The sequence below is a fragment of the Streptomyces sp. NPDC042100 genome, from assembly GCF_055582325.1.
Genome location: NZ_JBVJDK010000003.1, coordinates 82,320 through 106,617 on the forward strand (window position 1 = coordinate 82,320; position 24,298 = coordinate 106,617).

Consider the following 24,298-nt stretch of genomic DNA (forward strand, 5'->3'; position numbering starts at 1 on the left):
TCTGCCTGGTGGTCGGGACGGGGGCGCTCCGTCAGTCGGGGCGGGCCATCCTGCGCAGGGCCGGCCTGGCCTTGCGGGCGCCCGGGATCCGGGCGGCGAGCGCGGCGACGGTGGGCGCCTCGAAGACCGTGCCCACCGGCACCTCCACCCCCAGCTCGGCGCGGATGCGGCCGGCCAGGCGCGTGGCGAGCAGTGAATGCCCGCCGAGCCCGAAGAAGTCGTCGTCGACGCCGACCGCGCCGGGCGCGTCCGGCCCGTCCGGCGCGTCGCCCGCCCCGAGCCCGAGGACCTCCGCGTACAGCCGGCACAGCGTCGCCTCCGTGGGCGTGCCCGGCGGGCGGCCCGCCGCGCGCCGGGCGCCCGGCGGGGCGGGGAGGGCGGCGCGGTCCAGCTTGCCGTGCGGGGTGAGCGGGAAGGCGTCGAGCACGACCATCGCGGACGGCACCATGGAGGCGGGCAGGTACTCCGCCGCCCACGCGGTGACCTCCGCGACGAGTGCGGCGTCGTCGGACCCGGCGCAGGGCACGTTGACGTACCGCTCCGGGTCGGTCAGCGGCTCCGCCCCCGGCTCGGCCGGGAACTCCCGTCCCTCCGGGGCGAATTCGACGTCCATGTGCGTGGGGCCCGCCTGCGCGGACCAGCGCACGGCGGCCCGGAAGCCGAACCCCTCGCCGAGCCGCGCCAGCTCCTCCGGGTCGGCACCGGCCCCCGGCGTCCCGCCCGCCGCGCGCAGGTCCTCGGCGAGCCGCCCGTTCGGCACCCCGGTCACCCGCACCCGCGTGCCGCCCCCGGCGCGGGCGCCCAGGGCCTCGGCGAGGGCGCCGGGGGTGCGCACGTCCGTCCCCCACGCCAGCTCCGCCGTCGCCGTGCCGCCGCCGTCGCCCCCGTGCCGCCGAGGGCCGGTGCGCAGGACCACGTCGTAGCGGTAGCGGGTCAGTTCGTCGTGGTGGGCGCCGCGCTTCAGGCGCACGTCGCAGTGCGCGAACGGCGGTGCGGCGGCCCCGTCCGGGACGGTCAGCGACCGGAAGAACTCCGGGTCCACCAGCAGCTCCGGCTCCGCCGCCAGGCCGCGCGCCGCCGCCCGCCGCTGCTCCGGCCCGCCCGGCGCGCCGCCCGCCGCACGGGCCGCGACCGCTCCGTGCAGGACCTCCGCGAGGCCCAGGTGGCGCACGTCGCCGACGAAGACCGCCCCGCCGGGCGCCAGCGCGGCCGCCGCGAGCCCGAGGACCCGCGCGAGGTGCCGTCCGCTCGGGAGGTACTGGGCCACGGAGTTGAGGACGACCACGTCGAAGTGGCCGCGCGGCACGCCCTCGTGGGCGTCGGCCGCGCCGACGCGCAGCTCCACCCGCCCGGCCAGCTCCGGCCGCCGGGTCACCTGCTCCCGCAGCCGGGCGATCACCCGGGGCGACAGGTCGAGCCCCCAGTAGGACGCGGCGTCCGGGGCGAGGCGCGACAGCAGCAGGCCGCTGCCGACGCCCAGTTCGAGGATCCGGCGGGGCCGCAGGGCGCGGATCGCCCGGACCGTCTCCTCGCGCCACTCGCGCAGCCCCGCGAGCGGCAGCGGGGCGCCGTCGTACGTGCTGTTCCAGCCGGTGAAGTCCTCGCCGAAGGGGGCCGTCGCGTCGCCCGGCACGGCATCGTGGACCCGCCGCCACTCGGCCACCCGCGCCGCGTCGCCCGCCTCCGTGCCGGCCGCCGGGCCGGGCTCCCGCCGCAGGTACGCGACGAGCCGCAGGTCACCGACCGCGCCCGCCCCGCCGCTCCCGGGGCCTCCGGCGTCCTCGCGCGCGGTCACCGCGGCGGCGGCCACCCGGGGGTGGGCGGCCAGCCGGGCCTCGACCTCGCCCGGCTCGATCCGGTGCCCCCGCACCTTCACCTGCGCGTCCGCGCGGCCGGCGAACACCAGCTCGCCCCCGGGCGTGCGGCGGACCAGGTCGCCGGTGCGGTACATCCGGCTTCCGGCCGGGCCGTACGGGTCGGCGACGAAACGATTCGCCGTCAGATCGGGGCGCCCCAGGTAGCCGCGCGCCACGCCCGACCCGGCGACGTACAGCTCGCCCACCACCCCGTCGGGCACCGGCCGCAGCGCGCCGTCCAGGACGTGCAGCCGGGCGCCCAGGACCGCCCGGCCGATCGGCGGCGGGCCCGCGTCGCCCGCCGCGAGCGGACCGCTCATGCTGGCGCAGACCGTCGTCTCCGTCGGCCCGTACGCGTTGATCAGGGTCCGCCCCGGCGCCCAGCGCCGCCGCTGCTCCGCGTCCATCGCCTCGCCCGCGGCGACCAGCACCCGCACCCCGGGCAGGCCGTCCGGCGGCAGGGCCCGCAGCACCGAAGGGGGCAGGGTCGCGTGGCTGACCCCGTGCTCCGCGACGAGGCGGCTCAGGCCCGGGCCGGGCAGCAGCTCGCGGGCGGGCGCCATGACCAGCGCCGCCCCGGCGGACAGCGCCATCGCCAGCTCCCAGAAGAACGCGTCAAAGCCGGGCGAGGCGAACTGCAGGACCCGGCTCGCGGGCGTCACCCCGAGGCTGTCGCGCTGATGGGCGGTCAGCCAGGCGAGCCCGGACCGGGTGACGACCACGCCCTTGGGGCGGCCGGTGGAGCCGGAGGTGTGGACGACGTACGCGGGCAGCTCGCCCGCCGCCCGCCGCGCCCCGGCGGGCGGCCCGCCGGCCGGGGCCCCGCGCAGCGCCTCGGCGGTCGCCGGGGCGTCGAGGTCGAGCCGGGGCGCGGCGGGACCGTCGTCGGGCACGAGCGCGGCCGGACCGTCCTCGGGCGGGACGCCGCCGGTACGGGTGAGCAGCAGGACCGGGCGCGCGTCGCCGAGGACCTGGACGACGCGCGCCCGAGGGTAGCGCGGGTCCACGGGCAGCAGGGCGGCCCCGGTCTTGAGGACGGCGAGGACGGCGACCACCAGCTCCACCGAGCGGTCCAGCGCCGAGGCGACCAGCGCGCCCGGCCCGGCGCCCCGCGCGGCCAGCACATGCGCCAGCCGGTTCGCGCGCGCGTCGAGTTCGGCGTACCCCGCCCGCTCCCCGCCGAAGACCACGGCGACGGCGTCGGGGGAGGTCCGGGCCCGCTCCTCGAAGAGGTCGAGGAAGGGGCGCGGCGGGGGCTCGGGGGAGGCGGCCCCGGGCGCGGGGAGGGGGCGGGCGGACGGGCCGGGTCCGGCGGGCCCTTCGGCGTCGGGCGCGGGGGAGGTGGGGGCGGACGCGCCCGGTGCGGCGGGCCGTTCGGTGCCGGGCGCGTCGGAGGTGCGGGCGGACGGGCGGAGTCCGGCGGGCCCTTCGGTGCCGGGCGCGGGGAGGGACCGGCCGGGCAGACCGGGGCCGGCGGGCCGTTCGGCGTCGGGGACCAGCAGGGTCTCGCCCCGGCAGACCCGGGCCCACTGCCGGACGGAGGCGTCGAGCCCGAGCCCGGCGTCCCACACCACGGGCTCGGAAGGGGCGACGGCGGGGGGACCGGAAACGGCCGCCGTCGCCGCCTCCCCGCCCGCGGCTAACAGCCGGGCCGCCCGCCGCTCGCTCACGGCCGCCTCCGCCGCCGCGCCCTCCGCGAACGCGAACACCGGCTCGCCGTCCGGGGATTCGGGCCCGGAGCGGCCCGGCCCCGACGGCACGTGGACGTACCCGGCGCCGACCCGCCAGGCGGCGAGCATCGCCGCGACCAGGTCGGCGCCGCGCGGCAGCCGGAAGACGACGGCCGTGCCGGGGCCCGCGCCCGCCGCGCGCAGCGCCCGGGCGGTGCGCTCCGTCCGCGCGGCCAGCTCGCCGAAGCTCACCGACTCCGCCGGGGTGGTCACGGCGACGCGCCCGGGGTGTCCGGCCGACTCCCGCAGGAAGGGGCCGAGGAGTTCGTGCGCGCTGGTGACCACGGACAGCTCCTTGCACGGGGAACGGAAAGGGTGCGGTGCCGGTCGGGCGTCGCCGGAGGGAGCGGGGGCGCCCCATGCCCCCGCGTGGCCTGCGGTGTCGGTCGTCGACGCGGTCGAGCCTAAGCGGCACCGACGGGAAATGGCCACCCTGGTTTCCAGGGCGCTGAACTTGTACGATCCAGCACGCGCTCGTGGCCACCGCACGTACGCTGTGGCGCGTTCGGAAATCCGTTCGCGCTATCGCATCCCGGAGGCCGCGCTGGTGTCCGCCCCGCCCACCGCCGCACGGTCCGCGCGGGGCCACGGCCACCGCCCGCACCGGAACTTCCGCCTGCTGCTCGTCGGCGAGACCACCAGCAAGCTCGGCATCAGCGTCACCTCCGTGCTGCTCCCGCTGATCGCCGTCACCACCCTGCACGCCTCCCCGTTCATGATGGGCGTGCTCACCGCCGCGCCCTGGCTGCCGTGGCTGGTGCTCGGGCTGCCGGCCGGCGCCTGGGTCGACCGGCTCGCGCCGCGCCCGGTGATGCTCGTGTGCAACGCGGTCTCGGCGGCGGTCTTCGTCAGCGTGCCGGTCACCTGGTGGCTCGGCGCGCTGACCATGGGGCACCTGCTGGCCGCCGCCCTGATCGCGGGCGCCGCCTCCGTCTTCTTCTCCACCGCCTACTCCTCGTATCTGCCGCTGCTGGTGCCCCGCGCGGAACTCATGGAGCGCAACGCGCGCTTACAGGCTGGGGACCAGGCGGCCAGGGTCGCGGGCCCGGGGCTCGGCGGGCTGATCGCCCAGACCGCGGGCGGGGCGCCCGGACTGCTGCTCAACGCGGCCACGTTCCTCTTCTCGTCGCTCTGCCTCACGGCCATCCGGGGCGCCGCACCGCGGCCCGCCCCGCCGCCCCGGCGGCCGCTGGCCCGGGAGATCGCCGACGGGTTGCGCTTCGTCACCGGCGACCCCTGGGTGCGGGCCGTCACCGGCTTCGGCGCGGCGGTCAACCTGGCGATGGCCGGCTTCCAGGCGGTCCAGATCGTCTTCCTGGTACGCACCGTCGGCGTCGGCTCCGACACCCTCGGCTGGCTCGTCTCCTGCGGCGGGCTCGGCGGGGTGCTCGGCGGACTCGCCGCCGGGCGGCTCGTGCGGCGGCTGGGCAGCGCCCGGGCGCTGCTGGTCGTCCAGTTCACGGCCGCGCCCTTCGGGCTGCTCGCGCCCTTCGCGGGTCCGGGGCCGCGCCTCGCGTGCTTCGTCGCGGGGACGGTCGTGATGTTCGCCGGGGTGGTCGCCTGCAACGTCGTCATCGTCAGCTTCCGGCAGTCCTACTGCCCGCCCGAGCTGCTCGGACGCGTCACCGCGACCACCCTGTTCCTGAACTACGGCACCATCCCGCTCGGCGCGCTCCTCGGCGGCTCCCTGGCCTCGATCCTCGGGGCCCGCGCCACCCTGTGGGCCGTCACCGCCGCGCTGATCGCGGCCGGCGGCTTCCTGCTCGTCGGCCCCCTCCGGGGCCTGCGCGACCTCCCGGGCGCCCCCGCCGCCGGGGCCTGATCCGCCCGCACACCCCCTCCGGCACCCTGATGTGCCGTCACCCCGCCGGATCCGCCGTCGGGGTGTTTCGCCTGCTCACGCCGCGACTCGGGGCCCCACCGCGAGGCGGCGGACCAGACGCGTCCAGGAAGAATCCGGTCACAGGTCTTCCAGAACAATGCGACATGTGAAATTTTACAGACCTCGTGTCAGCCGCCCGTGTTTCCCAGCATGTGGCTCCAACGGCCCCGGAGGCCCCCACCGATGCGTCCCTTGCGTCCCTCCCGGATATCGAAGACCCGCGCCCGAAGACTCCCCGTGCTCGGCGCCGCCCTCTTCCTCTCCCTCGGTCTGCTCGCCCCCCAGGCCCAGGCCACCGCCGCCGCCGGTGACGCCGCCGGCGCGGCCGCGGCCCTCGCCGCCGACGCGGCGGGCGCCACCGCGCCCCGCGCGATCCCCGTCCCCAAGTCGCCGCACGCCATCAGCACCACCCCGCGCTTCCGGCTCTCCTCGCAGGACGGCACGGAGGAGAACGGCGCCCGGCCCGCGCCCGCCACCGCCAAGCCCGCCGCCCAGGACAAGGCGGGCCGCCTCACCGCGAGCGCCGCCGCCGAGGCCTGCCCCGACCTCTCCGGCGTCATCGACGCGACCGGCGCCACGCTCGTCCAGCGCCTCAAGGCGCTCCCGCAGATCACCTGCACGTACCCGCTGTTCAACCTCACCGGCGACAACGCCCGCAAGGCCTTCCGCGAGGCCCAGATGGTGACCGTCGCCGACGCGCTGCGCGCCGACGCCGCCACGTACGCCGGGAACAACGCCACCTCCACCGGCCAGCTCGTGATGTTCCTGCGCGCCGGCTACTACGTGCAGGACAACAACGCCGACGCGGTCGGCGCCTACGGCCCGGCGCTCACCACCGCCGCGCGCGGCGCCCTCGACGCCTTCTTCGCCGCCCCGCGCAGCAAGGACGTCACCGACGCCAACGGCGAGATCCTCAACGAGGTCGTCACCCTCATCGACAGCACCCAGGAGGCCGGCCGCTACGCCGGTGTCGTGAAGTGGCTGCTCGGCTCGTACACCGGCAGCTGGCCCGCCCAGATGAACCTCGCCATGCAGCACGTCGAGTGGGTCGTCGACAACGCCTTCAAGGCCAGGAACGACTCCCGGGGCTGGCGCGCCGCCCTCAAGGCCGACCCGTCCATCCTCGACACCTGGGCCGGCTTCGTCACCCGCAACGGCGCGGACCTCAACCGCCTCGACGTCGTCAGCAACGTCGGCCGCTACCTCGGCAACGCCCTCGACGTCCCCGAGCTCAAGGACCGCGTCCGGCCGCTGCTCAAGGACCTGATCAACCGCTACCCCAACACCGGCCCGACGGCCCCGCTCACCATGAACCTCGGCTGGTACACCCGCCAGTACGACCGGGGCAACTGCGCCGCCTACGCCATCTGCGACCTCGGCCAGCGGGTCCTGCCCGTCGTCCTGCCGATCCAGCACACCTGCAACGCCGGCCTGAAGATCCGCGCCCAGGACATGTCGCCCGGCCAGCTCGCCACCACCTGCGCCAGCCTGATCGGCCAGGACGCCTACTTCCACCGGATCATCGGCGACAAGGGCGCCATCCCAGGTGACGTCAACACCGACCTGGAGGTCGTCGCCTTCGACGACTACACCCAGTACGCCCTGTACGCCTGGGCCATCTACGACATCGACGTCGACAACGGCGGCATGTACGAGGAGGGCAACCCGGCGCTCCCCGGCAACCAGGCCCGCTTCATCGCCCACGAGGCGAGCTGGCTGCGCCCGGAGTTCCAGATCTGGAACCTCAACCACGAGTACACCCACTACCTCGACGGCCGCTCCAACATGTACGGCGACTTCGAGGCGGGCATGACCACGCCGACCATCTGGTGGGTCGAGGGCATCGCCGAGAACATCTCGTACGGCTACCGGAACGAGCGCAACGCCGACGCGATCGCCGAGGCGGCCCGCAACACCTACCGGCTCAGCGAGCTGTTCGACACCGTCTACGGCCAGGACGAGGACCCCACGGTCAACTCCAACCGCGTCTACCGCTGGGGCTGGCTCGCCGTCCGCTACATGCTCCAGAAGCACCCCGCGGACGTCCAGGCCGTCCTCGGCCGCTACCGCGCGGGTGACTGGACCGGCGCCCGCACGCTCCTGAAGCAGACCATCGGCACCCGCTACGACGCCGACTTCGCCACCTGGCTGGCCACCGACTGCGCCACCGCCGACTGCGGCCCGCTGCCGGACGCCCCGTCCGACGCCGCCCCGCTGTGCACCCTGAGCGACCCGCGCCAGTTCGACCAGAACTGCCGCCGCGAGGGGCTGGCCGCCACGGCCGGCAACTACAGCTACCACTTCGTGTACCTGCCGGCCGGCGTGAAGAAGCTGACCCTCACCAGCGCCGGCGGCACCGGCAACGCCGACCTGTACTACGGCGGCGGCAGCTGGGCCACCACCGGCTCCTACCAGGCGAAGTCCGTCAACGCCGGGAACGCCGAGACGCTGACGATCGACAACCCGCCGTCCGGCTGGGTCTACTTCAGCCTCGCCGCCGCCCAGGACTTCGGCGGCGTCACCCTCACCGCCCGCACCGGCTGATCCACCGCCGTCCGGCCGACCCGGAGCGCCGGGGCCCCCAGGGGCCCCGGCGCCTCCGCGTCAGCCGCCGGGATCAGGTGGTGTACTGCGAGTTGAGGCGCACGTACCCCTCGGTCAGATCGCAGCCGTACACGGTGAACCGGCCCTCCCCGATGCCGAGGTCCACGCCGATCACCACCTCCTCGTGCGCCTTCAGATACGCGGCCACGGTCTCCCGGCGCTCGTCCTCGTCCGCACCCGGCGGGTAGACGCCGATGTCGCCGAAGCGCACCGCGACGTTCTCCGGCACGATGTCCACGTCGTCCTGGCACTTGCCGACCGCCATCACGACCCGGCCCCAGTTCGGGTCGGCCCCGTGCACCGCCGTCTTGACCAGCGGCGAGTTGACCACGGCCTTGCCCACCCGCTTGGCCTGCGCGGTGTCCCGGGCGCCGGTCACCTCGACCTGGATCAGGGTGGACGCCCCCTCGCCGTCCGAGGCGATCATCTTCACCAGGCCCAGCGCCACCGTGTGCAGCGCCTCCTCGAAGGCCGCGGGGTCGACCGGACCGGCCAGCCCGTTGGCGAACAGCGCCGCCGAGTCGGAGGTGGAGGTGTCGGTGTCGATCGACACCGCGTTGAAGGTGACGTCCATCGTCCGCTTGAAGACCGCCGTCAGCGTCTCCCCGTCGAGCTCGGCGTCGGTGACGAAGAAGGTCAGCAGCGTCGCCATGTCCGGCTCCAGCATCCCGACGCCCTTGGCGATGCCGGTCAGCGTCGCGTCGCCGATCCGCACGCTCAGGCACTTCGCCCGGGTGTCGGTGGTCATGATGGCGCGCGCGGCCGTCCCCATGTCCCGGGCCCCGTCCGCCGGCGGCCAGGCCAGCCCCTCCAGGTGGCCGGTGATCCGCTCCAGCGGGTACTGGCGCCCGATGACCCCGGTGGAGGCGATCAGCAGCTCCTCCGGGTCGATCCCGGCCGCCCGGGCGGCGGCGTCCCGCACCGTGACCGCGTTGGCCGCGCCCCGCGCGCCGGTGGCCACGTTGGCGTTGCGCGCGATGACGACCACGCCGCGCGCGGCGCCGTCGGCCGCCGCCGCGCGCGAGAGCGTCACGGACGGTCCGGCGAACCGCGAGCGGGTGAAGACGGCGGCGGTCCGCGCCGGGACCTCGGAGACGATGAGGCAGAGGTCGTCGCGCCCGTCGTCCTCGATGCCGACGGGCGCGGTGTGGACGAGGAATCCCCGCGGGACGGCGGTGTCGGAGTGCATGGCCTCATTATGCATGGAATTTCTCCTTACGGAATAAGTATTCATGTCGGGTCGAGTAAGGGGCCGGGGGGTCCTCGACCCGCCGGCCCACGTCCTTGGTACCAGACGCCGCGGCCCTCACGCCCGCGAACGCCGCATCGCGTCAGCCGTTCGTGCGCGCGGCGCCCTCGCCGCCCCCGTCGGCCACCGACATCACCGCGTAGTCGTACATCCCGTACGCCGGGGACATCGCCACGTTCGCCGCCCTCGGCCCCCGGTACAGCACCGACTTCACGTACATGTACGGGCACATCACCGCCTCGTCCAGGGCCGCCCGGTCCACCGCCGCCCAGATCCCGGCGCGCACCCGCTCGTCGCTCGTCGCCGCCCCGGTGTCCAGCAGCGCGTCGATCCGAGGCGAGGCCAGCTCCCCGAGGTTCTGGTTGCCCGTCTCCTTGATCGCGCGCGAGTCGGCGATCTGCTGGAGGAAGCCGTAGCCGTCCGGGAAGTCGGCCGCCCAGCCGAACATCGCGATGCCGATGCCGTGCTCCCGCACATATTCCGGCACCCCCACCGCCTTCGTGAAGTAGTCGCCCGAGGTGTACGGCACCACCTCGGCGCGGATGCCGACCCGGGCCAGCCCCTTCGCCAGGGCGAGCGCCGCGTTCCACTCCTTCGTCCGGTCCTCGCGGGCGCCGATCCGCGTCTCGAAGCCGTCCGGCAGCCCCGCCAGGGCCAGCTCCCGGCGCGCCGCCTCGACGTCGCCGCTGCCGTCCGGGCCCACCGGATAGCGGTCGAAGGGGGCGTGGCCGAGCACCGAGGCGGGCAGCAGCGTGGTGGCGATCTCCCCGGCCGGGTCCCCGCCGTAGGCGAGGAGCATCGCCGCCTTGTCCGTCGCGTACTGCACCGCGCGCCGGGCGTGCACGTCCGCCAGCGGGCCGATGTTCTGGTTGATGCAGTACAGCCAGACGAAGCCGGTGCGCGGGTTGTCCACCCGCTCCCGCAGCTCCGGCTCGGCCAGCAGCCGGTCCTGAGTCGCGGGCTGCACCCCGACCCCGGCGAGGTCGATGTCCGCCTCCCCGGCCAGCAGGATCCGGTCCACCTCCGCCCCGCTCACCCCGAGCCGCACCGTGACGCGGTCCGGCAGCGCGGTGCGCACCGGATCGCCCGCCGCCTCCCAGTGCGGGTTGCGGCCGAGGACCAGCTCCGCCCCCGGCTCGTACGCCTCGACGCGGTACGGACCCGAGGAGACCGGCCGCAGCCGGTAGCGCGGGTAGGTGTCGTGCTCGCGGGGCACCGGGATCGTCGTGGGCAGCGCGGCGAAGTAGTCGAAGGCGGCGAAGGGCTCGCGCAGCCGGAAGACCAGCGTCCGCTCGTCCGGGGTCTCGATCCCCTCGGGCCCGGTCAGGTACTGCCGGAAGTACGCGGGCCCGCCGCGCGTCGCCGGCCCCTCGTACACCTCCTCGGGGAACGCGGCCCGCAGCACCGCGTACCGGACGTCCGCCGAGGTCACCGGGGTGCCGTCCTCGAAGCGGACGCCCTCGCGCAGCCGGTAGGTCCAGGTGCGGTCGCCGTCGGACGCCCGGCCCGGCGCCTCGGCCAGGTCCGGCACCAGCCGGGGGGTGCCGTCCGCGGCGGTGGTGTAGCCGATCAGCGGGCGGCCGATGAGCCGGATGAAGTTCCACGTGTACGCGTAGTACGTGTCGGCCGGGTCGAGCGAGTCGAAGTCGTCCGTGCGGACGAACCGGAGCGTCCCGCCCCGCTGGTCCGACGGGTTCACGACGCCGTGTGCTGCCGCATTGAATGCCACGGGTTCTCCGGTGCTCTGGGAGGGTGCGGGGGACGGGGGAGTGACGCGGGGGCGGCGGGGGAGCGGGCTCACCGGGCCAGCCCCATGGCCTGGATGTCGTACAGCCCGAAGGCGGGGTGTACGAAGGCGTCGGTGACGTCGGGGTGCCGGTAGTGCAGCGTGCGGTCGTGCGCCATCGGCAGGATCACGGCGCGCTCCATCACCGTCTCCTCCACGCGCCGCCACAGCCGCCGCCGCTCCGCCGGATCGGCCCCCGCCTGCGCCTCGTCGATCAGCCGCCGCACGAGCGGGTCGTCGAGCTCGGCGAAGTTGAAGTTGCCGCCGCCCCGCTTGATCTGCCGCCCGTCCACCAGCGGGGCGAGGAAGCCGTACTCGGTCGGGTAGTCGGCGCCCCAGTCGGTCACCCCGAGCCCCAGGCCCAGGGCGCGGACCGTGCCGGGGTGCCCGAGCCCGGAGCGGTAGTACGAGGCGGTGTCCAGCACCTCCACGCGCGCCCGGATGCCCACCCGGGCCAGCGAGCGGGCCAGCGTCCTGGCCACCAGCTCGAACTTCCCCGGCTGGGTGCCGATCACCGTCCCGAAGCCGTCCGGCAGCCCCGCCAGGGCCAGTTCGGCGCGCGCGGCGGCCAGGTCGCCGGTCAGACCGGCGCCCGAAGGGTAGCGGTCGCCGCCGGTGTGCGCGGGCAACGTGGGCGGGATCAGGCTGGTCGCGAGTGAGCCGCCCACCCCGTCCCCGCCACGTGCCTCCAGCAGCGCCGCCTTGTCGGCCGCGTAGAACACGGCCCGCCGGGCGTGCACGTCGTCGAAGGGCGGGACGGCCGTCTGCACGGTGATGTACTGCAGGAAGCCGGTGGCCGGGTTGTCGGCGCGGGACCGCAGCTCCGGGTCGCCGAGGATCACGTCCCGCGCCGCGTGCTGGATCCCGCGCCCCTCGACGTCCACGTGGAACTCCCCGGCGAGCAGCCGCGCGTCCAGCTCGTCCACCTCGACGCCGAAGGTCACCGCCAGCTCGTCCGGCAGCGCCGGCCGCACCGGGTCGGTGTCCCGGTCCCAGCGCGGGTTGCGCACCAGCAGCAGCTCGCTCCCGGGCCGGTAGCGCTCGATCCGGTACGGCCCCGAGCACACCGGCGCCGCCCCGTACGCCGCCCCCGTGTCGTGCCGGGCCGGTACGGGCGCCGTGTTGGGCTGCGCCATCAGGAAGTCGAAGTCCGCGAACGGCCGGCGCAGCCGGAAGCGCAGGGTCCGCTCGTCCGGGCACTCCACGGCCCGGCAGCGCTCCCCGCCGTACGGGCCCCGGTAGCCCCCGTGGTCGAGGAGGTCCAGGAGGTAGGTGGGCCCGCCCGGCAGCACGTCCTGCGCGAAGACCCGCTCCACGGCGTAGGCCACGTCCCGGGCGGACACCTCCTCGCCGGTCTCGAAGCGCACCCCGTCCCGCAGCCGGTAGGTCCAGGTCAGCCCGGTGTCCGACACCTCGCCCGGCCCCACCGCCAGGTCCGGCACCACCGTCGGCGCCGCCGGGTCGGTGCCGAAGGCCATCAGGGTGCGGTGCATGGTCCGCTGCAGCAGCCACGACCACACGTAGTACGTCCGCGCCGGGTCCAGCGAGTCCACGTCGGCCGAGGCCACCATGGCCAGCCGCCCGCCGGGCTTCCCGCCGGGGTTCGCGACGGCGCCGACGGCCGCGTTCCAGCCCGCCATCAGCCGAGCTCCTTCACGTACAGGTACTGGGCCGACAGGCCGCAACCCCGGGACACCTTCGCCTCCGTCGAGCCGATGCCGTAGTGGACCGTCCGCACCCCGTGCCGAGGGGCGTGGTCGGCGAGCGTGTAGTACAGGAGCTCGTAGTACAGCGGCAGTTTCCCGACCGCCGCGTAGTCGAAGCCCGCCCGGTGCGCGAACCAGGCGTCGCCGTGCGCCAGGACCAGCCCGAAGCCCACGACGCTCCCGTCGAGCTCGGCGCGCGACACCAGCGCCCGCTCGCCGAGCCGCTCCGCCGCCGCCCGCAGCACGGCCTCCGAGCGGCGGGGGTCCCAGCCGGTCATGCCGTACTTGCCGAACAGCTGCGTCTCCAGCGCCGCCAGCCGAGGGACGTCCGCCGGGTCCAGCGGGTCCAGCGTGATCCGCACGCCCGAGGCCTCGATGTGCCGCCGCTCGGAGCGGACCCGGCGCGAGCGGCGGCCCGGCAGCGCCATCGCGTAGTCCATGAACCCCTCGCCGGGCAGCGCCAGACTCGCGAACCGCCCCGACTCGTGCGACACGTAACCGCGTTCCGCCAGCACCTCGCGCTGGAGCACGTCGGACGCGTCCACGTACGGCAGGCAGATCGAGCGGCAGCCGTCCAGCGCGGCGGTGCGCTCGGCCCGCTCCACGATCTCGTGCGCGGTGTCCGCCCCGGCGTCCGGTGCCAGCAGCAGCCGGGTCCGGCCCAGGTGCCGGCCGCCCGACATCATCGACGGCATCAGCCGGTCCACCTCACCGAAACCGGCCAGGATCCCGGCGGCGCCCGCCATGTTCTCCTCGGCGCAGTGCCGGATCAGCAGGTCCGTGCGCCCCAGCGACCAGGGGGACTCGTGGGTCGCCCGCACCATCGGCAGCGCGGCGAGCAGCCGGTCCCCGTCGTGCGCGGTCAGATAGCCCATCCACGCCCCGGCGGAGTCCTGCAGGACCCGCATCCAGTCCGGGCTGAGGAAGAAGTCCTCCGCCCCGACGAGCCCGTCCCAGCCGGCCTCGCGCGCGTCCTCGGGCGACTGCCATTGCCTGATCACCACTCCACTGGTCACGGGGAGGATCCTCGGCCCGCGCGGTCTTCACCCGCTCTCGGCGCGCTCCCCGGCGGCGCCCGCCGCGACCGGATAGCGGCCTGAGAGAGCGGGGAGAGCGGACCGGCGCAGGGTGTGTCCTGCTTCCCCGTCGCCCCGCGAATCAGGAGACCGATCCATGTCGCGCGTATCCACCGGCCCCAGCGAGCAGCCGACCACCGCGCACGCGCTGCTGAAGCGTCTGCGAGAGCACGGAATCGAGAAGGTCTTCGGCGTCGTCGGACGCGAGGCCGCGTCGATCCTCTTCGACGAGCAGGACGGCATCGAGTTCATCCTCACCCGCCACGAGTTCACCGCCGGCGTCGCCGCCGACGTCCTCGCCCGCATCACCGGCCGCCCGCAGGCCTGCTGGGCCACCCTCGGCCCCGGCATGACCAACCTCGCCACCGGCATGGCGACCAGCGCCCTCGACCGCTCCCCGGTCATCGCGATGGCGGCCCAGTCCGAGTCGCACGACATCTTCCCGAACGACACCCACCAGTGCCTCGACCTGGTCAAGATCGCCGAGCCGATCTCCAAGTACGCCGTCGAGCTGGAGCGCCCGCACGAGATCACCGACCTCGTCGACTCGGCCGTCACCGCCGCCATGACCGAGCCCGTCGGCCCCTCCTTCATCAGCCTCCCGGTCGACCTGCTCGGCTCCTCCGAGGGCATCGACCTCGACGCCGACCACGGCGCGGCCCGCACCCCGGCCCGCCCGATCAACGCCGTCCAGCCCGGCTGGGAGGACGAGGCCGAGCGCGCCGTCGCCCTCGTCCGCGAGGCCGGCAACCCGGTGTTCGTCGTCGGCGCCGCCGCCATCCGCGCCGGAGCCGTCCCCGCCATCCGCGCACTCGCCGAGCGGCTCAACATCCCCGTCATCACCACGTACATCGCCAAGGGCGTGCTCCCGCAGGACCACGAGCTCAACTACGGCGCCGTCACCGGCTACATGGACGGCATCCTCGGCTTCCCCGCCCTGGAGAACCTCTTCGGCCCGGCGGACGTCATCCTCACCCTCGGCTACGACTACGCCGAGGACCTGCGGCCCTCCATGTGGGAGCGCGGCGACGCCAAGCGGACCGTCCGGGTGTCCCCGACCGCCAACCCCGTCCCGAGGATCTACCGCCCCACCGTCGACGTCGTCGCCGACGTCCGCGCCTTCGTCGAGTACCTCGACGCCGGGACCGCCGACACCCCCGCCAAGGACAGACACCGCGTCGACGCCCTGCGCGAGCGGATCGGCGAGCTGCTCGCCGACCCCGAGGGCTACGAGGACGGGATGCGCGTCCACCAGGTCATCGACTCCATGAACACCGTCATGGAGGAGACCGCCCAGGCGGGCGAGGGCACCATCGTCTCCGACATCGGCTTCTTCCGGCACTACGGCGTGCTGTTCGCCCGCGCCGACCAGCCGTACGGCTTCCTCACCTCGGCCGGCTGCTCCAGCTTCGGCTACGGCGTCCCCGCCGCCATCGGCGCCCAGCTCGCCCGCCCCGGCCAGCCCACCTTCCTCATCGCGGGCGACGGCGGCTTCCACTCCAACAGCGCCGACCTGGAGACCATCGCCCGCCTCAACCTGCCCATCATCACCGTCGTCGTCAACAACGACACCAACGGCCTCATCGAGCTCTACCAGAACATCGGCCACAAGCGCAGCCACGACCCGGCGATCAAGTTCACCGGCGTCGACTTCGTCCAGCTCGCCCAGGCCAACGGCGTCGACGGCACCAAGGCCACCACCCGCGAGGAGCTCCTCGCCGCGCTGCGCAAGGGCGTCGAGCTCGGCCGCCCCTACCTCATCGAGGTCCCCGTGAACTACGAGTTCACCTCGGGCGGCTTCGGGGCGCTGAAGATCTGACATGACGCAGCCCGAGCTTCCCGCCGCCTACGGCCTCCTGGCCTCCGCCCATCTGGGCGGGGGCCGGGTCCCCGAGGCCCAGTTCGCCACCCGCGGCCGGCACACGCGGCTGACCGAGCGCCTGCCCGGCCAGACCGTGGACGCCGTCCTGGTCCACCCCGGCGCCGACTGCGCGGGGGCGCACACCGCCGAGGAGGACACCCTGGTGCTCCTCGCCGGGGAGATCTACAACCGCGACGAGATCCACGACACCCTCGGCACCCCCACGGACGCCACCGACGCCGAACTCCTCGCCGGCCTGTTCGCGAAGTACGGGGCGCACGCCTTCCGCGTGGTCAACGGCCGGTACGCGGCGCTGCTCGCCACCGGCGGGCGCCTGCTGGCCGCCACCGACCACGCCGGCTCCGTCCCGCTCTACGTCCGGGCCGAGCCGGGCCACACCCTCGCCGCCACCGAGGTCAAGGCGCTCACCGGCGCGGGCGACGGCGGCACCGGCGGCGCCCTCGGCACGGTCAGGGGCGCCCCCATCCCCGGCGCCCGCCGCGTCCGGGGCCTGCCCGGCGTCCACCAGGTGCCCGCCGGCGCCGTCCTCGACATCGACGTCGCCGCCGGCACGGTCACCGCGCACCGCACCTGGGTGCCGCCCGTGCACCGGCGCCTCATGGACGAGGACGAGGCCGTCGACCGGGTCCGGGCGGCCCTGGAGGCGGCCGTCGTCCGCCGCCTCCCCGGCACCCACCGCCCGCTCGTCGTGCTCTCCGGCGGCATCGACTCCTCCGCCGTCGCCGCGCTCTCCGACGGCGTCGCCACCGCCGGGATCGACACCCTGTCCATGGGCACCGACACCTCCGACGAGTTCCCCCAGGCCCGCGTCGTCGCCCGGCACCTGCGCTCCACCCACCGGGAGATCACCGTCCCCTCCGCGGACCTGCTCACCCTCCTCCCGCACACCGTGCACGCCGCGGAGTCCCTGGACCCCGAGGTCATCGAGTACCTGCTGCCGCTCACCGCGCTCTACCGGCGGATGGACGGCCCGGCCCGCCGGGTCCTCACCGGCTACGGAGCCGACATCCCGCTCGGCGGGATGCACCGCGAGGACCGGCTGCCCAACCTCGACACCGCCGTCGCCCACGACATGGACACCTTCGACGGGCTGAACGAGATGAGCCCCGTCCTGTCCACCGTCTCCGGCCACTGGTCCACCCACCCCTACTGGGACCGGGAGGTGCTGGAGACCCTCACCTCCCTGGAGGCGGGCCTCAAGCGCCGCTACGGACGCGACAAATGGGTGCTGCGCGCCGCCATGGGCGACCTGCTGCCCGCCGAGACCGTCAACCGGCCCAAGCTCGGCGTCCACGAGGGCTCCGGCACCACCGCCTCCTTCTCCGCCCTGGTCCTGCGGGCGGGCGCCGCCGAGGACGAGGTCGCCGCCGTCAAGGGACGGGTCGTCCGCGAGCTCTACGACCGCGTCGTCGTCGGCGGCGAACACCCCGACACGGTCGACGTCGAGGAGCTCACCGGAAAGATCGTGGCGGAGGGCAGGGGATGAGCGGCTACGAGGGATTCCGCGGCCGGCGGCTCGCCGTCGTCGAGTCGATGCTGCACGACGCCTTCTACGACGGCATCCACCGCGCCCGCGACCACGGCGCCGAGATCTGGCTCCTGGTCCAGGGCGAGGAGTGGTACACCGGCGGCGGGCCCATCGAGGACCACCCGCTCGGCCGGGTGGACCGCGTCCTGCACGTCGACACCCACGACTGGCGCGCCGTCGTCGACGCCCTCACCGACGCCGACGGCAAACCGCTGGTCGACGGGGTGCTGTCGTTCTCCGACTACCACACGGAGGCCACCGCCCGGGCGGCCGAGGCCCTCGGCCTGCCCTCCCAGGGACGGGCGGCCGTCCAAGCCGCCAACCACAAGCACCTGCTGCGGGCCGCGCTCGGCGACGACCCCGCCAACGTGCGCTGGCGGCTGGTCACCGACGCCGCCGGAATGGACGAGGCGATCGACCACGTCGGCCTGCCGCTCATCGCCAAACCGCCCTCGGAGGCCATCTCCTACGGCGTCCGCAAGTGCGCCACCCGCGAGGAGGCCCACACCGCCTGGACGGAGCTCTCCGCCATCCGGCACTCCCTGCGCGGCCAGCCCCGCCCCGGCCACGTCCTCGTCGAGGAGTACGTGTCCGGCACCGAGATCAGCGTCGAGTCCATGACCGTGGACGGGGCCACCCACTTCTTCGGCGCCACCTCCAAGGACCTCCACAAGCAGACCATGCTGGAGGAGGCCCACTCCTTCCCGGTCGCCCTGGAACCCGGCGTCTGGGACGCGGTCCGCGCCGCCGTCGACCGCACCCTGCGCGCCATCGGCTACCGGCAGGGCCCCGCCCACACCGAGGTCATGCTCACCTCCGGCGGACCCCGCATCGTCGAGGTCAACCCCCGGCTGCCCGCCCACATGATCTCCACGATGGTCACCGACGTCTGCGGCACCAACCCGCACCTGGACGCCAAACTGCTCGCCCTCGGCGCCCCGCACACCCCCGAGGGCGCGCCCGGCCGGGGCGCCGCCGGCGGCGCCGCCGTCACCGTCCTCTTCCCCGACGAGACCGGCGAGTTCACCGGCGCCGACGGGGTCGAGGACGCCGAACGGCTCGGCGTCACCGTCCGCTTCCACCACGCGCCCGGCGACCTGGTCGCCGACCGCCTCGACAACTCGGCCTCCGTCGGCTTCGTCTACGCGCGGGCCACCGACGCCGACGCCGCGCTCCGGCTGGCCCGCGCGGCGGCCGCGCTCATCCGCATCCACACCCGGAGGACGGCCCCGTGAGCGGACAGCTCAACTCCAGCGTCTCGCCGCGCTACGCCCAGATCCCCACCTTCATGCGCCTGCCGCACGACCCCGCGCCCCGCGACAAGGACGTCGTGGTCATCGGGGCACCGTACGACGGGGGCACCAGCTACCGGCCCGGCGCCCGCTTCGGACCCCAGCAGATCCGCTGCGAGTCCGGCCTCATCCACGGCGTCGGCATCGACCGGGGGCCCGGCGTCTTCGACCTGATCGAGGTCGTCGACGCCGGCGACATCAACCTCACCCCGTTCAACCAGCACATCGCCATCGCCACCGCCCAGGAACACCTCACGGCGCTGCTCGCCGACAACTCCGCCTTCCTCATGCTCGGCGGCGACCACTCGCTCACCCTGTCCGCGCTCCGCGCCGTCCACCACCGGCACGGCCCGGTGGCCGTCCTGCACCTGGACGCCCACTCGGACACCAACCCGGCGATGATCGGCGGCGAGTTCCACCACGGCACGCCGTTCCGGCACGCCATCGAGGAGGGCCTGGTCGTCGCGGACGCCATGGTGCAGCTCGGGATCCGGGGCCACAACCCGAAGCCCGACAGCCTGGACTACGCGCGCGGCCACGGCGTCCGGATCGTCACCGCCGACGAGTTCGCCGACCTCGGCGTCCGCGCCGCCGCCGCGCTCATCCGCGAACGGCTCGGCGACCGCCCGGTGTACGTCTCCGTCGACATCGACGTCTTCGACCCGGCCTTCGCCCCCGGCACCGGCACCCCCGCCCCCGGTGGGCCCACCAGCCGCGAGGTGCTGGCACTGCTGCGCACGGTCGGCGAGCTCAACCCCGTCGGCTTCGACGTGATGGAGGTGTCCCCGCTGTACGACCACGCCGGGATCACCAGCGTGCTCGCCACCGAGGTCGCCGCCGAACTGCTCTACCAGTACGCCCGAGCGCACCACCCCAAGAAGCAGCACCAGAAGCACGAGAAGCACGAGAAGCACGAGAAGGACAAGGAGGAGTAGGAATGGCCATTCTGGATGTCACCGAGCACCGGGAGCGGCTGCTGGCGCTCGCGTCGCGGCTTCCCGCGGTGCCGCGCCAGGACCTGTACCACTTCCTGGACGTGGCGCACCGGCTCGCCCAGGAACTGCCGTACGAGATCAGCGACACGCTCGACGCCTTCAACCACGCGGGCAACGGGGACGGGTACCTCCTGATCCGAGGCCTCGGCGTCGAGGAGGACCACGAGCTGCCGCCGACGCCGACGAGCACCCCCGCCCCGGTCGAGCGCCCCCGGCTCAACATGGAGGCGTACCTGGCGGTCTTCGGCCGCCGGCTCGGCCTGCACACCGGCTACGCCGAGCTCCGGTCGGGGACCGTCTACCACGACGTGTACCCCTCGCCGGGCGCGCACCACCTGTCCTCGGAGACCAGCGAGACCCTGCTGGAGTTCCACACCGAGATGGCGTACCACACGCTCCAGCCCAACTACGTGATGCTGGCCTGCTCCCGGGCCGACCACGAGCGCCGGGCGGAGACCCTGGTGGGCTCGATCCGCAAGGCGTTCGGGCTGCTGGACCCCGGCACCGTCGAGCGCCTCTACGACAACAAGCAGCCCTGCGAGGTCGACGTGGCCTTCCGGGGCGGCGTCGAGGACCCGGGGGCGATCGCGAAGGTCAAGCCGCTGTACGGGACCCAGGAGGACCCGCTGCTCGGCTACGACCGCGAGCTCCTCAAGCCCCACGACGGCGCCGACGCGGAGGCCGTGGCGAAGCTGTCGCAGGCCCTGGACGACGTCACCGAGGGCGTGTTCCTGACCCCCGGCGACCTGCTGATCATCGACAACTTCCGCACCACGCACGCGCGGACGCCGTTCACGCCGCGCTGGGACGGACACGACCGCTGGCTGCACCGGGTCTACATCCGCACCAACTCGCACGGCCAGCTGCCCACCGGCGGCGAACGCGCGGGTGACGTGATCACCTTCACGCCGCGCCGGTAGGCGCACGGCCGACGTCAGTCCCCGGGGCCGCTCGCGGTCGCGGGGACCGGCGCCGTCGCCTCCGCGGCCGGATCCCGCCGGAGCGCCAGCATGGCGAGGCCCAGCGCCACGGTCGCTCCGGTGAGCAGCCACCACAGCCCGGCCGGCGCGTGGGTGAGGAAGAAGGTCACCAGCAGCGGCACCACCGCCAGCGCGAGTCCGACCAGCACCTGGTTGAAGGCCTGGTAGTAGCCGAGTTCGCGTTCGGGGGCGAGCTTGACCAGGAGGACCGCCAGCGTCTGGGTGGCCAGGATCTCCCCGAGCGTGTAGACCGCCATGCCCGCGATCAGCAGGGGCAGCAGCGCCCCGAACGGCAGCGCGCCGGCCAGGCCCAGCACCGCGAGCAGCCCGGCGTGCAGCACACTGCCCACGGCGACGACCCGCAGCGGGGAGCGGCCCTCGACCCGGCTGGTGACGGGGAGCTGGAGGAGGACCATCAGCACCGTGTTCACGGCGAAGAGCACGCCCACCGTCCAGCTCGGGGTGTCCAGCTCCTCGATGAGGTAGACCGGCAGCCCCGCCTCGGTGGCGACGATGACGGTGATGAGCAGGAAGTTCGCCAGCGCCATCCACCGGAACATGCCGCGCCGCCACGGCCGGCCGCCGCTGAGCGGCGTCTTGGCGCGTGACGGCCGGACGCTCGGCAGCGGCAGGTACAGCAGGGCCGCGACGGCGAAGCTGAGGGCGTTCAGCAGGCCCATGGTGACGAAGCCGGAGCGCCCGTCCCCGGCCACGAACGCGAGGCCCGCGAGCAGTCCGCCGAAACCCATGCCCGCGTTGAGCGTCACCCGGGTCAGGGCGAGCCAGCGGCCCACCTCGCCCTCGGGCGCGATCCCCGAGGCGAGCACCGGCACCGAGACCTGCTCCGCCCGCTGCGCCACGGCCGCGACGACCGCGAGGGCGACGAAGGCCACGACGTTGTGGACGAAGAGGTAGGCGACGAAGACCGCCGCCCGCAGCAGCGCGGCGCCGATCAGCACCGTCTTGGTGCCCCACTCGTCCACCCAGCGCCCCACCAGCAGCACGGCGGGCAGCGCGATGAGGGTGGCCACGGTGAGGCCGGCGCCCACGGTGGTGAGGGAGAGTTCCGTGACCGCCACGAAGAAGAGCAGCTGGTACGGGTAGAAGAAGCCGGTGCCGACGGCGTTGACCAGGGCGGCCGTGCCGAACCAGCCGACCCCCGCGCCCCGGGGGAGCGTCGGCCCCCGGCTCCCCTTGCCGGCGTTGCTCACGGTGATGTCCTCCGGGTCGTCGATGACGGGTGCGGGGCCGGGCGGCCGTCGCTCAGGCGTGGATGAGGGCGCTGTCCTGGCGCAGGATCGCCTGGGCCAGGGTGCGCAGGGTGGGGCCCGGGTCGATGCCGAGCTCCTCGGCGAGGGTCCGCCGCACACCGTGGAAGACCTCCAGGGCGTCGGCTTGGCGGCCCGAGCGGTACAGGGCGAGCATCAGGTCGGCGTGCAGGCTCTCCCGGAGGGGGTAGCGGTCGACCAGCTCGAACAGGTCGGAGATGACCTCCTCGTGCCGGCCCAGCTGGAGTTCGAGCGAGGCCCGGTAGTGCACCGAGGCGGTGTACTCCTCCTCCAGCCGCGTGGCGCTGCCCCGTAAACCCTGGTACGTGATGTCGGCGAGGGCCGGCCCGCGCCACAGCTCGTGCGCCGAGCGCACCAGGCGGGCGGCCTCGTCGATCCGGCCGCGCCGCTGCATGTCGCGGGCCGCCGCGACGGTGGCCCGGTAGGCCGCCACGTCCACCGCGCAGCAGTCGCCGTTGAGGCGGTAGCCGGTGGCGCAGGACTGGACCGCCTCCGAGGGGCTGCCGGCGTTCACCAGGGCGGTGCGCAGCATCCAGATGCCCGTCTGCACCTGGCCCATGGCGGTGCGCGGCGGCATGTCGTACCAGACGGCCCTGATCAGCTGGTCGATGGGCACGACCCGGCCGGGCTGGAGGGCCAGGGCGGCGAGGATGCCGCGCTGGCGGCGCCCCGGGACGGGCACGCGCGTCTCTCCGACGCGTACTTCCAGCGGACCCAGCACCGCGATGTGCACCGATACGGGACCGCTCTCACCGTCAACAGCGTTCATTCCGGTCCTCCCCCGAGGGTTGCGCGCGTCGACTGGGAATGATTGGTGCGTGAGAAGTAGACGGAGTGTGTAAGGGCCATGTCAATGGACTCCGGAGGGCCCAAAACGAATGGCTGGTTCCGCCGGGGGTGGTACATCTCGACTCCCGTACGCCCCCGCCGTATGGAGAGTTCCGCATATGCCTCCGCAACAGGTCAGTCCGGGCCGGGGAAGGGGCGCGCGCCGGCTGGGTCCGGGATCCGCGCGTGCGTCTATCCGGACGGGAAAGCGGAGGCACCAGTGCGTTCTCGGACAATCGCCGACCCGCCATGGCGTTCGAGCCGTTCACCACGGGCCCGCGCCGCAGAGCGTACCGGCGAGTACCCTCCAGGACGGCACCCCCGCCGCACGAACCCGCGTTCGGATCGGAGCGCTCCGGGGCCGCCACGCCGGCGATCCGAAATGACCGGAAAGAGCGGCATCCGCTCGCCCGCTGTGTAGCTTCCTGACCGCGAAGGTGATGGCGGAGGGGCACATGAGACAGCGACGACGGACGGTCCTCAGGAGCACCATGGCGCTCGGCTCGGCGGCGCTCATGGGCCGGGCGCGCCCGGAGCGCGCCGGCGCGGAACAACGGCGCCCGGTCCCCGGGGGACTGACCCTCCAGTGGCTCGGGGTGGCCGGCTGGGAGCTCCGCTTCGGCGACACCCGGCTGCTCTTCGACCCGTACCTGAGCCGGATGCCCTACGCGGGCGCCGACGGCGCCCTCGACCCCGCCCTCCCGCTGCGGCTCGACCCGAAGGCGGTCGCCGCCGTCGCCGAACGCGCGCTCGCCGGGCCGCCCGCCCTGATCCTGGTCAGCCACGGGCACTTCGACCACCTCGCCGACGTGCCCCAGCTGCTGGCCCACCCCGACTGGGCCGGCCACCGCGTCCGCACCCTCTGCGACGAGACCTCCGACCACCTGCTCACCGCCATGGGCACCCCCGAACACCGGCTCGCCGACGTGATCCGGGTCCGCGGCGGCGAGCAGCTGCGCTTCCCCGGCCTCACCGTGGAGGTCTTCCGCAGCCTGCACAGCCAGTTCGCCGACCACGGCTACTTCGCCCCCGGCACCCACGTCGGACGCCCCCGCGCCCCCCGCACCCTCGGCGACCTCGTCGAGGGCCGCACCCTCGCCTACCAGGTCACCTTCGACGACGGCCCCTCCGTCTACCTCTCCGGGACCAGCAACCTCGCCGCACGCGAACTCACCGGCCTGCGGCCCGACATCGCCGTCGTCGGCATGACCTCGCACAGCGCCGTCCACCGCTACCCGGAGCGGCTGCTCGCCGCGCTCGGCGACCCCCCGCTGCTCCTGCCGAGCCACCACGACGACATGGTCTCCCCGCTGACCCCCGCGACCGGGGCCGCCGGAGCGGCGGGGGCCGCCGGAGCCGCCCGCTCCGCCGCCGCGCACGCCCTGGACCGGGCCGCCGGCGCCCGGGGCGCGCACGCCACCCTGGTCCTCGACCCCGCACCACTGAGGCCCTTCGCCGCCACCGGACCCGCCGGGACCTGACGCCCGGCCCGTCCGCCGTCCGCCGTCCGTTCTCCGTCGCCGGTCCGTCGCCGGTCCGTCGCCGGTCCGTCGCCGGTCCGCCGCCGGACCGCCGCGGCGCGCCCCGGCGGCGCCCGGCGCGCCCCCGGCCGGGG

Annotated in this window: 15 protein-coding genes; 8 read left to right on the forward strand and 7 right to left on the reverse strand. The window is 74.7% G+C overall.

What is annotated here, in order from left to right; all coding sequences use genetic code 11:
• Positions 1 to 31: 31 nt before the first annotated feature.
• Positions 32 to 3,871, reverse strand: a complete 3,840-nt coding sequence (locus ACZ6J5_RS07780; RefSeq protein WP_469388810.1) for an amino acid adenylation domain-containing protein — start codon at positions 3,869 to 3,871, stop codon at positions 32 to 34.
• A 262-nt stretch (positions 3,872 to 4,133) separates the two neighbouring features.
• On the opposite strand from ACZ6J5_RS07780, the gene ACZ6J5_RS07785 reads away from it, so the two are divergent.
• Together ACZ6J5_RS07785 and ACZ6J5_RS07790 are read left to right on the forward strand one after the other, a co-directional pair.
• Positions 4,134 to 5,408 (forward strand): MFS transporter, encoded by a 1,275-nt coding sequence (locus tag ACZ6J5_RS07785; protein ID WP_469388812.1) that lies wholly within the window; start codon positions 4,134 to 4,136, stop codon positions 5,406 to 5,408.
• A gap of 243 nt (positions 5,409 to 5,651) precedes the next feature.
• Positions 5,652 to 8,012, forward strand: a complete 2,361-nt coding sequence (locus tag ACZ6J5_RS07790; RefSeq protein ID WP_469388814.1) for a M9 family metallopeptidase — start codon at positions 5,652 to 5,654, stop codon at positions 8,010 to 8,012.
• Positions 8,013 to 8,085: 73 nt separating this feature from the next.
• Here the strand turns inward: ACZ6J5_RS07790 and argJ are convergent, their stop codons facing one another.
• From argJ to ACZ6J5_RS07810, 4 genes are all read right to left on the reverse strand, one after another.
• On the reverse strand, positions 8,086 to 9,261 hold the full coding sequence (argJ, locus tag ACZ6J5_RS07795; protein WP_469388815.1) for a bifunctional glutamate N-acetyltransferase/amino-acid acetyltransferase ArgJ: 1,176 nt from the start codon (positions 9,259 to 9,261) through the stop codon (positions 8,086 to 8,088).
• A 142-nt stretch (positions 9,262 to 9,403) separates the two neighbouring features.
• The gene (locus ACZ6J5_RS07800) at positions 9,404 to 11,050 is read right to left on the reverse strand and encodes an ABC transporter substrate-binding protein (RefSeq protein ID WP_469388817.1); all 1,647 of its coding nucleotides are present in this window, start codon (positions 11,048 to 11,050) and stop codon (positions 9,404 to 9,406) included.
• 68 nt (positions 11,051 to 11,118) lie between these two features.
• A complete protein-coding gene (locus ACZ6J5_RS07805; protein WP_469388819.1) occupies positions 11,119 to 12,747 on the reverse strand; it encodes an ABC transporter substrate-binding protein in 1,629 nt (542 codons plus the stop codon).
• Complete coding sequence (locus ACZ6J5_RS07810) at positions 12,747 to 13,829, reverse strand: GNAT family N-acetyltransferase (protein WP_469388821.1); 1,083 nt, start codon at positions 13,827 to 13,829, stop codon at positions 12,747 to 12,749. The genes ACZ6J5_RS07805 and ACZ6J5_RS07810 overlap by 1 nt, the downstream gene beginning before the upstream one ends.
• Positions 13,830 to 13,986: 157 nt before the next feature.
• Here ACZ6J5_RS07810 and ACZ6J5_RS07815 point away from each other — a divergent pair, with 157 nt between their 5' ends.
• From ACZ6J5_RS07815 to cs1, 5 genes are read left to right on the forward strand one after another with little or no spacing between them, the layout of a single operon-like run.
• The gene (locus ACZ6J5_RS07815) at positions 13,987 to 15,708 is read left to right on the forward strand and encodes a thiamine pyrophosphate-binding protein (protein ID WP_469388823.1); all 1,722 of its coding nucleotides are present in this window, start codon (positions 13,987 to 13,989) and stop codon (positions 15,706 to 15,708) included.
• 1 nt (position 15,709) lies between these two features.
• Positions 15,710 to 17,257, forward strand: coding sequence for an asparagine synthase-related protein (locus ACZ6J5_RS07820; protein ID WP_469388825.1), 1,548 nt, complete (start codon positions 15,710 to 15,712; stop codon positions 17,255 to 17,257).
• Positions 17,254 to 18,534: an ATP-grasp domain-containing protein gene (locus tag ACZ6J5_RS07825; protein ID WP_469388827.1), complete on the forward strand. Its 1,281-nt coding sequence runs from the start codon at positions 17,254 to 17,256 to the stop codon at positions 18,532 to 18,534. The genes ACZ6J5_RS07820 and ACZ6J5_RS07825 overlap by 4 nt, the downstream gene beginning before the upstream one ends.
• Before the next feature lie 53 nt (positions 18,535 to 18,587).
• Positions 18,588 to 19,526: an agmatinase gene (gene speB / locus ACZ6J5_RS07830; RefSeq protein WP_469389615.1), complete on the forward strand. Its 939-nt coding sequence runs from the start codon at positions 18,588 to 18,590 to the stop codon at positions 19,524 to 19,526.
• 2 nt (positions 19,527 to 19,528) lie between these two features.
• The gene (gene cs1 / locus ACZ6J5_RS07835) at positions 19,529 to 20,506 is read left to right on the forward strand and encodes a clavaminate synthase Cs1 (protein WP_469388829.1); all 978 of its coding nucleotides are present in this window, start codon (positions 19,529 to 19,531) and stop codon (positions 20,504 to 20,506) included.
• A gap of 14 nt (positions 20,507 to 20,520) precedes the next feature.
• Here the strand turns inward: cs1 and ACZ6J5_RS07840 are convergent, their stop codons facing one another.
• Together ACZ6J5_RS07840 and ACZ6J5_RS07845 are read right to left on the reverse strand one after the other, a co-directional pair.
• Positions 20,521 to 21,777: an MFS transporter gene (locus ACZ6J5_RS07840; protein ID WP_469388831.1), complete on the reverse strand. Its 1,257-nt coding sequence runs from the start codon at positions 21,775 to 21,777 to the stop codon at positions 20,521 to 20,523.
• Between the two features lie 52 nt (positions 21,778 to 21,829).
• Positions 21,830 to 22,624: an AfsR/SARP family transcriptional regulator gene (locus ACZ6J5_RS07845; RefSeq protein ID WP_469388834.1), complete on the reverse strand. Its 795-nt coding sequence runs from the start codon at positions 22,622 to 22,624 to the stop codon at positions 21,830 to 21,832.
• A 514-nt stretch (positions 22,625 to 23,138) separates the two neighbouring features.
• Here ACZ6J5_RS07845 and ACZ6J5_RS07850 point away from each other — a divergent pair.
• Complete coding sequence (locus ACZ6J5_RS07850) at positions 23,139 to 24,164, forward strand: MBL fold metallo-hydrolase (RefSeq protein ID WP_469388836.1); 1,026 nt, start codon at positions 23,139 to 23,141, stop codon at positions 24,162 to 24,164.
• The last annotated feature ends 134 nt before the right edge of the window (positions 24,165 to 24,298 follow it).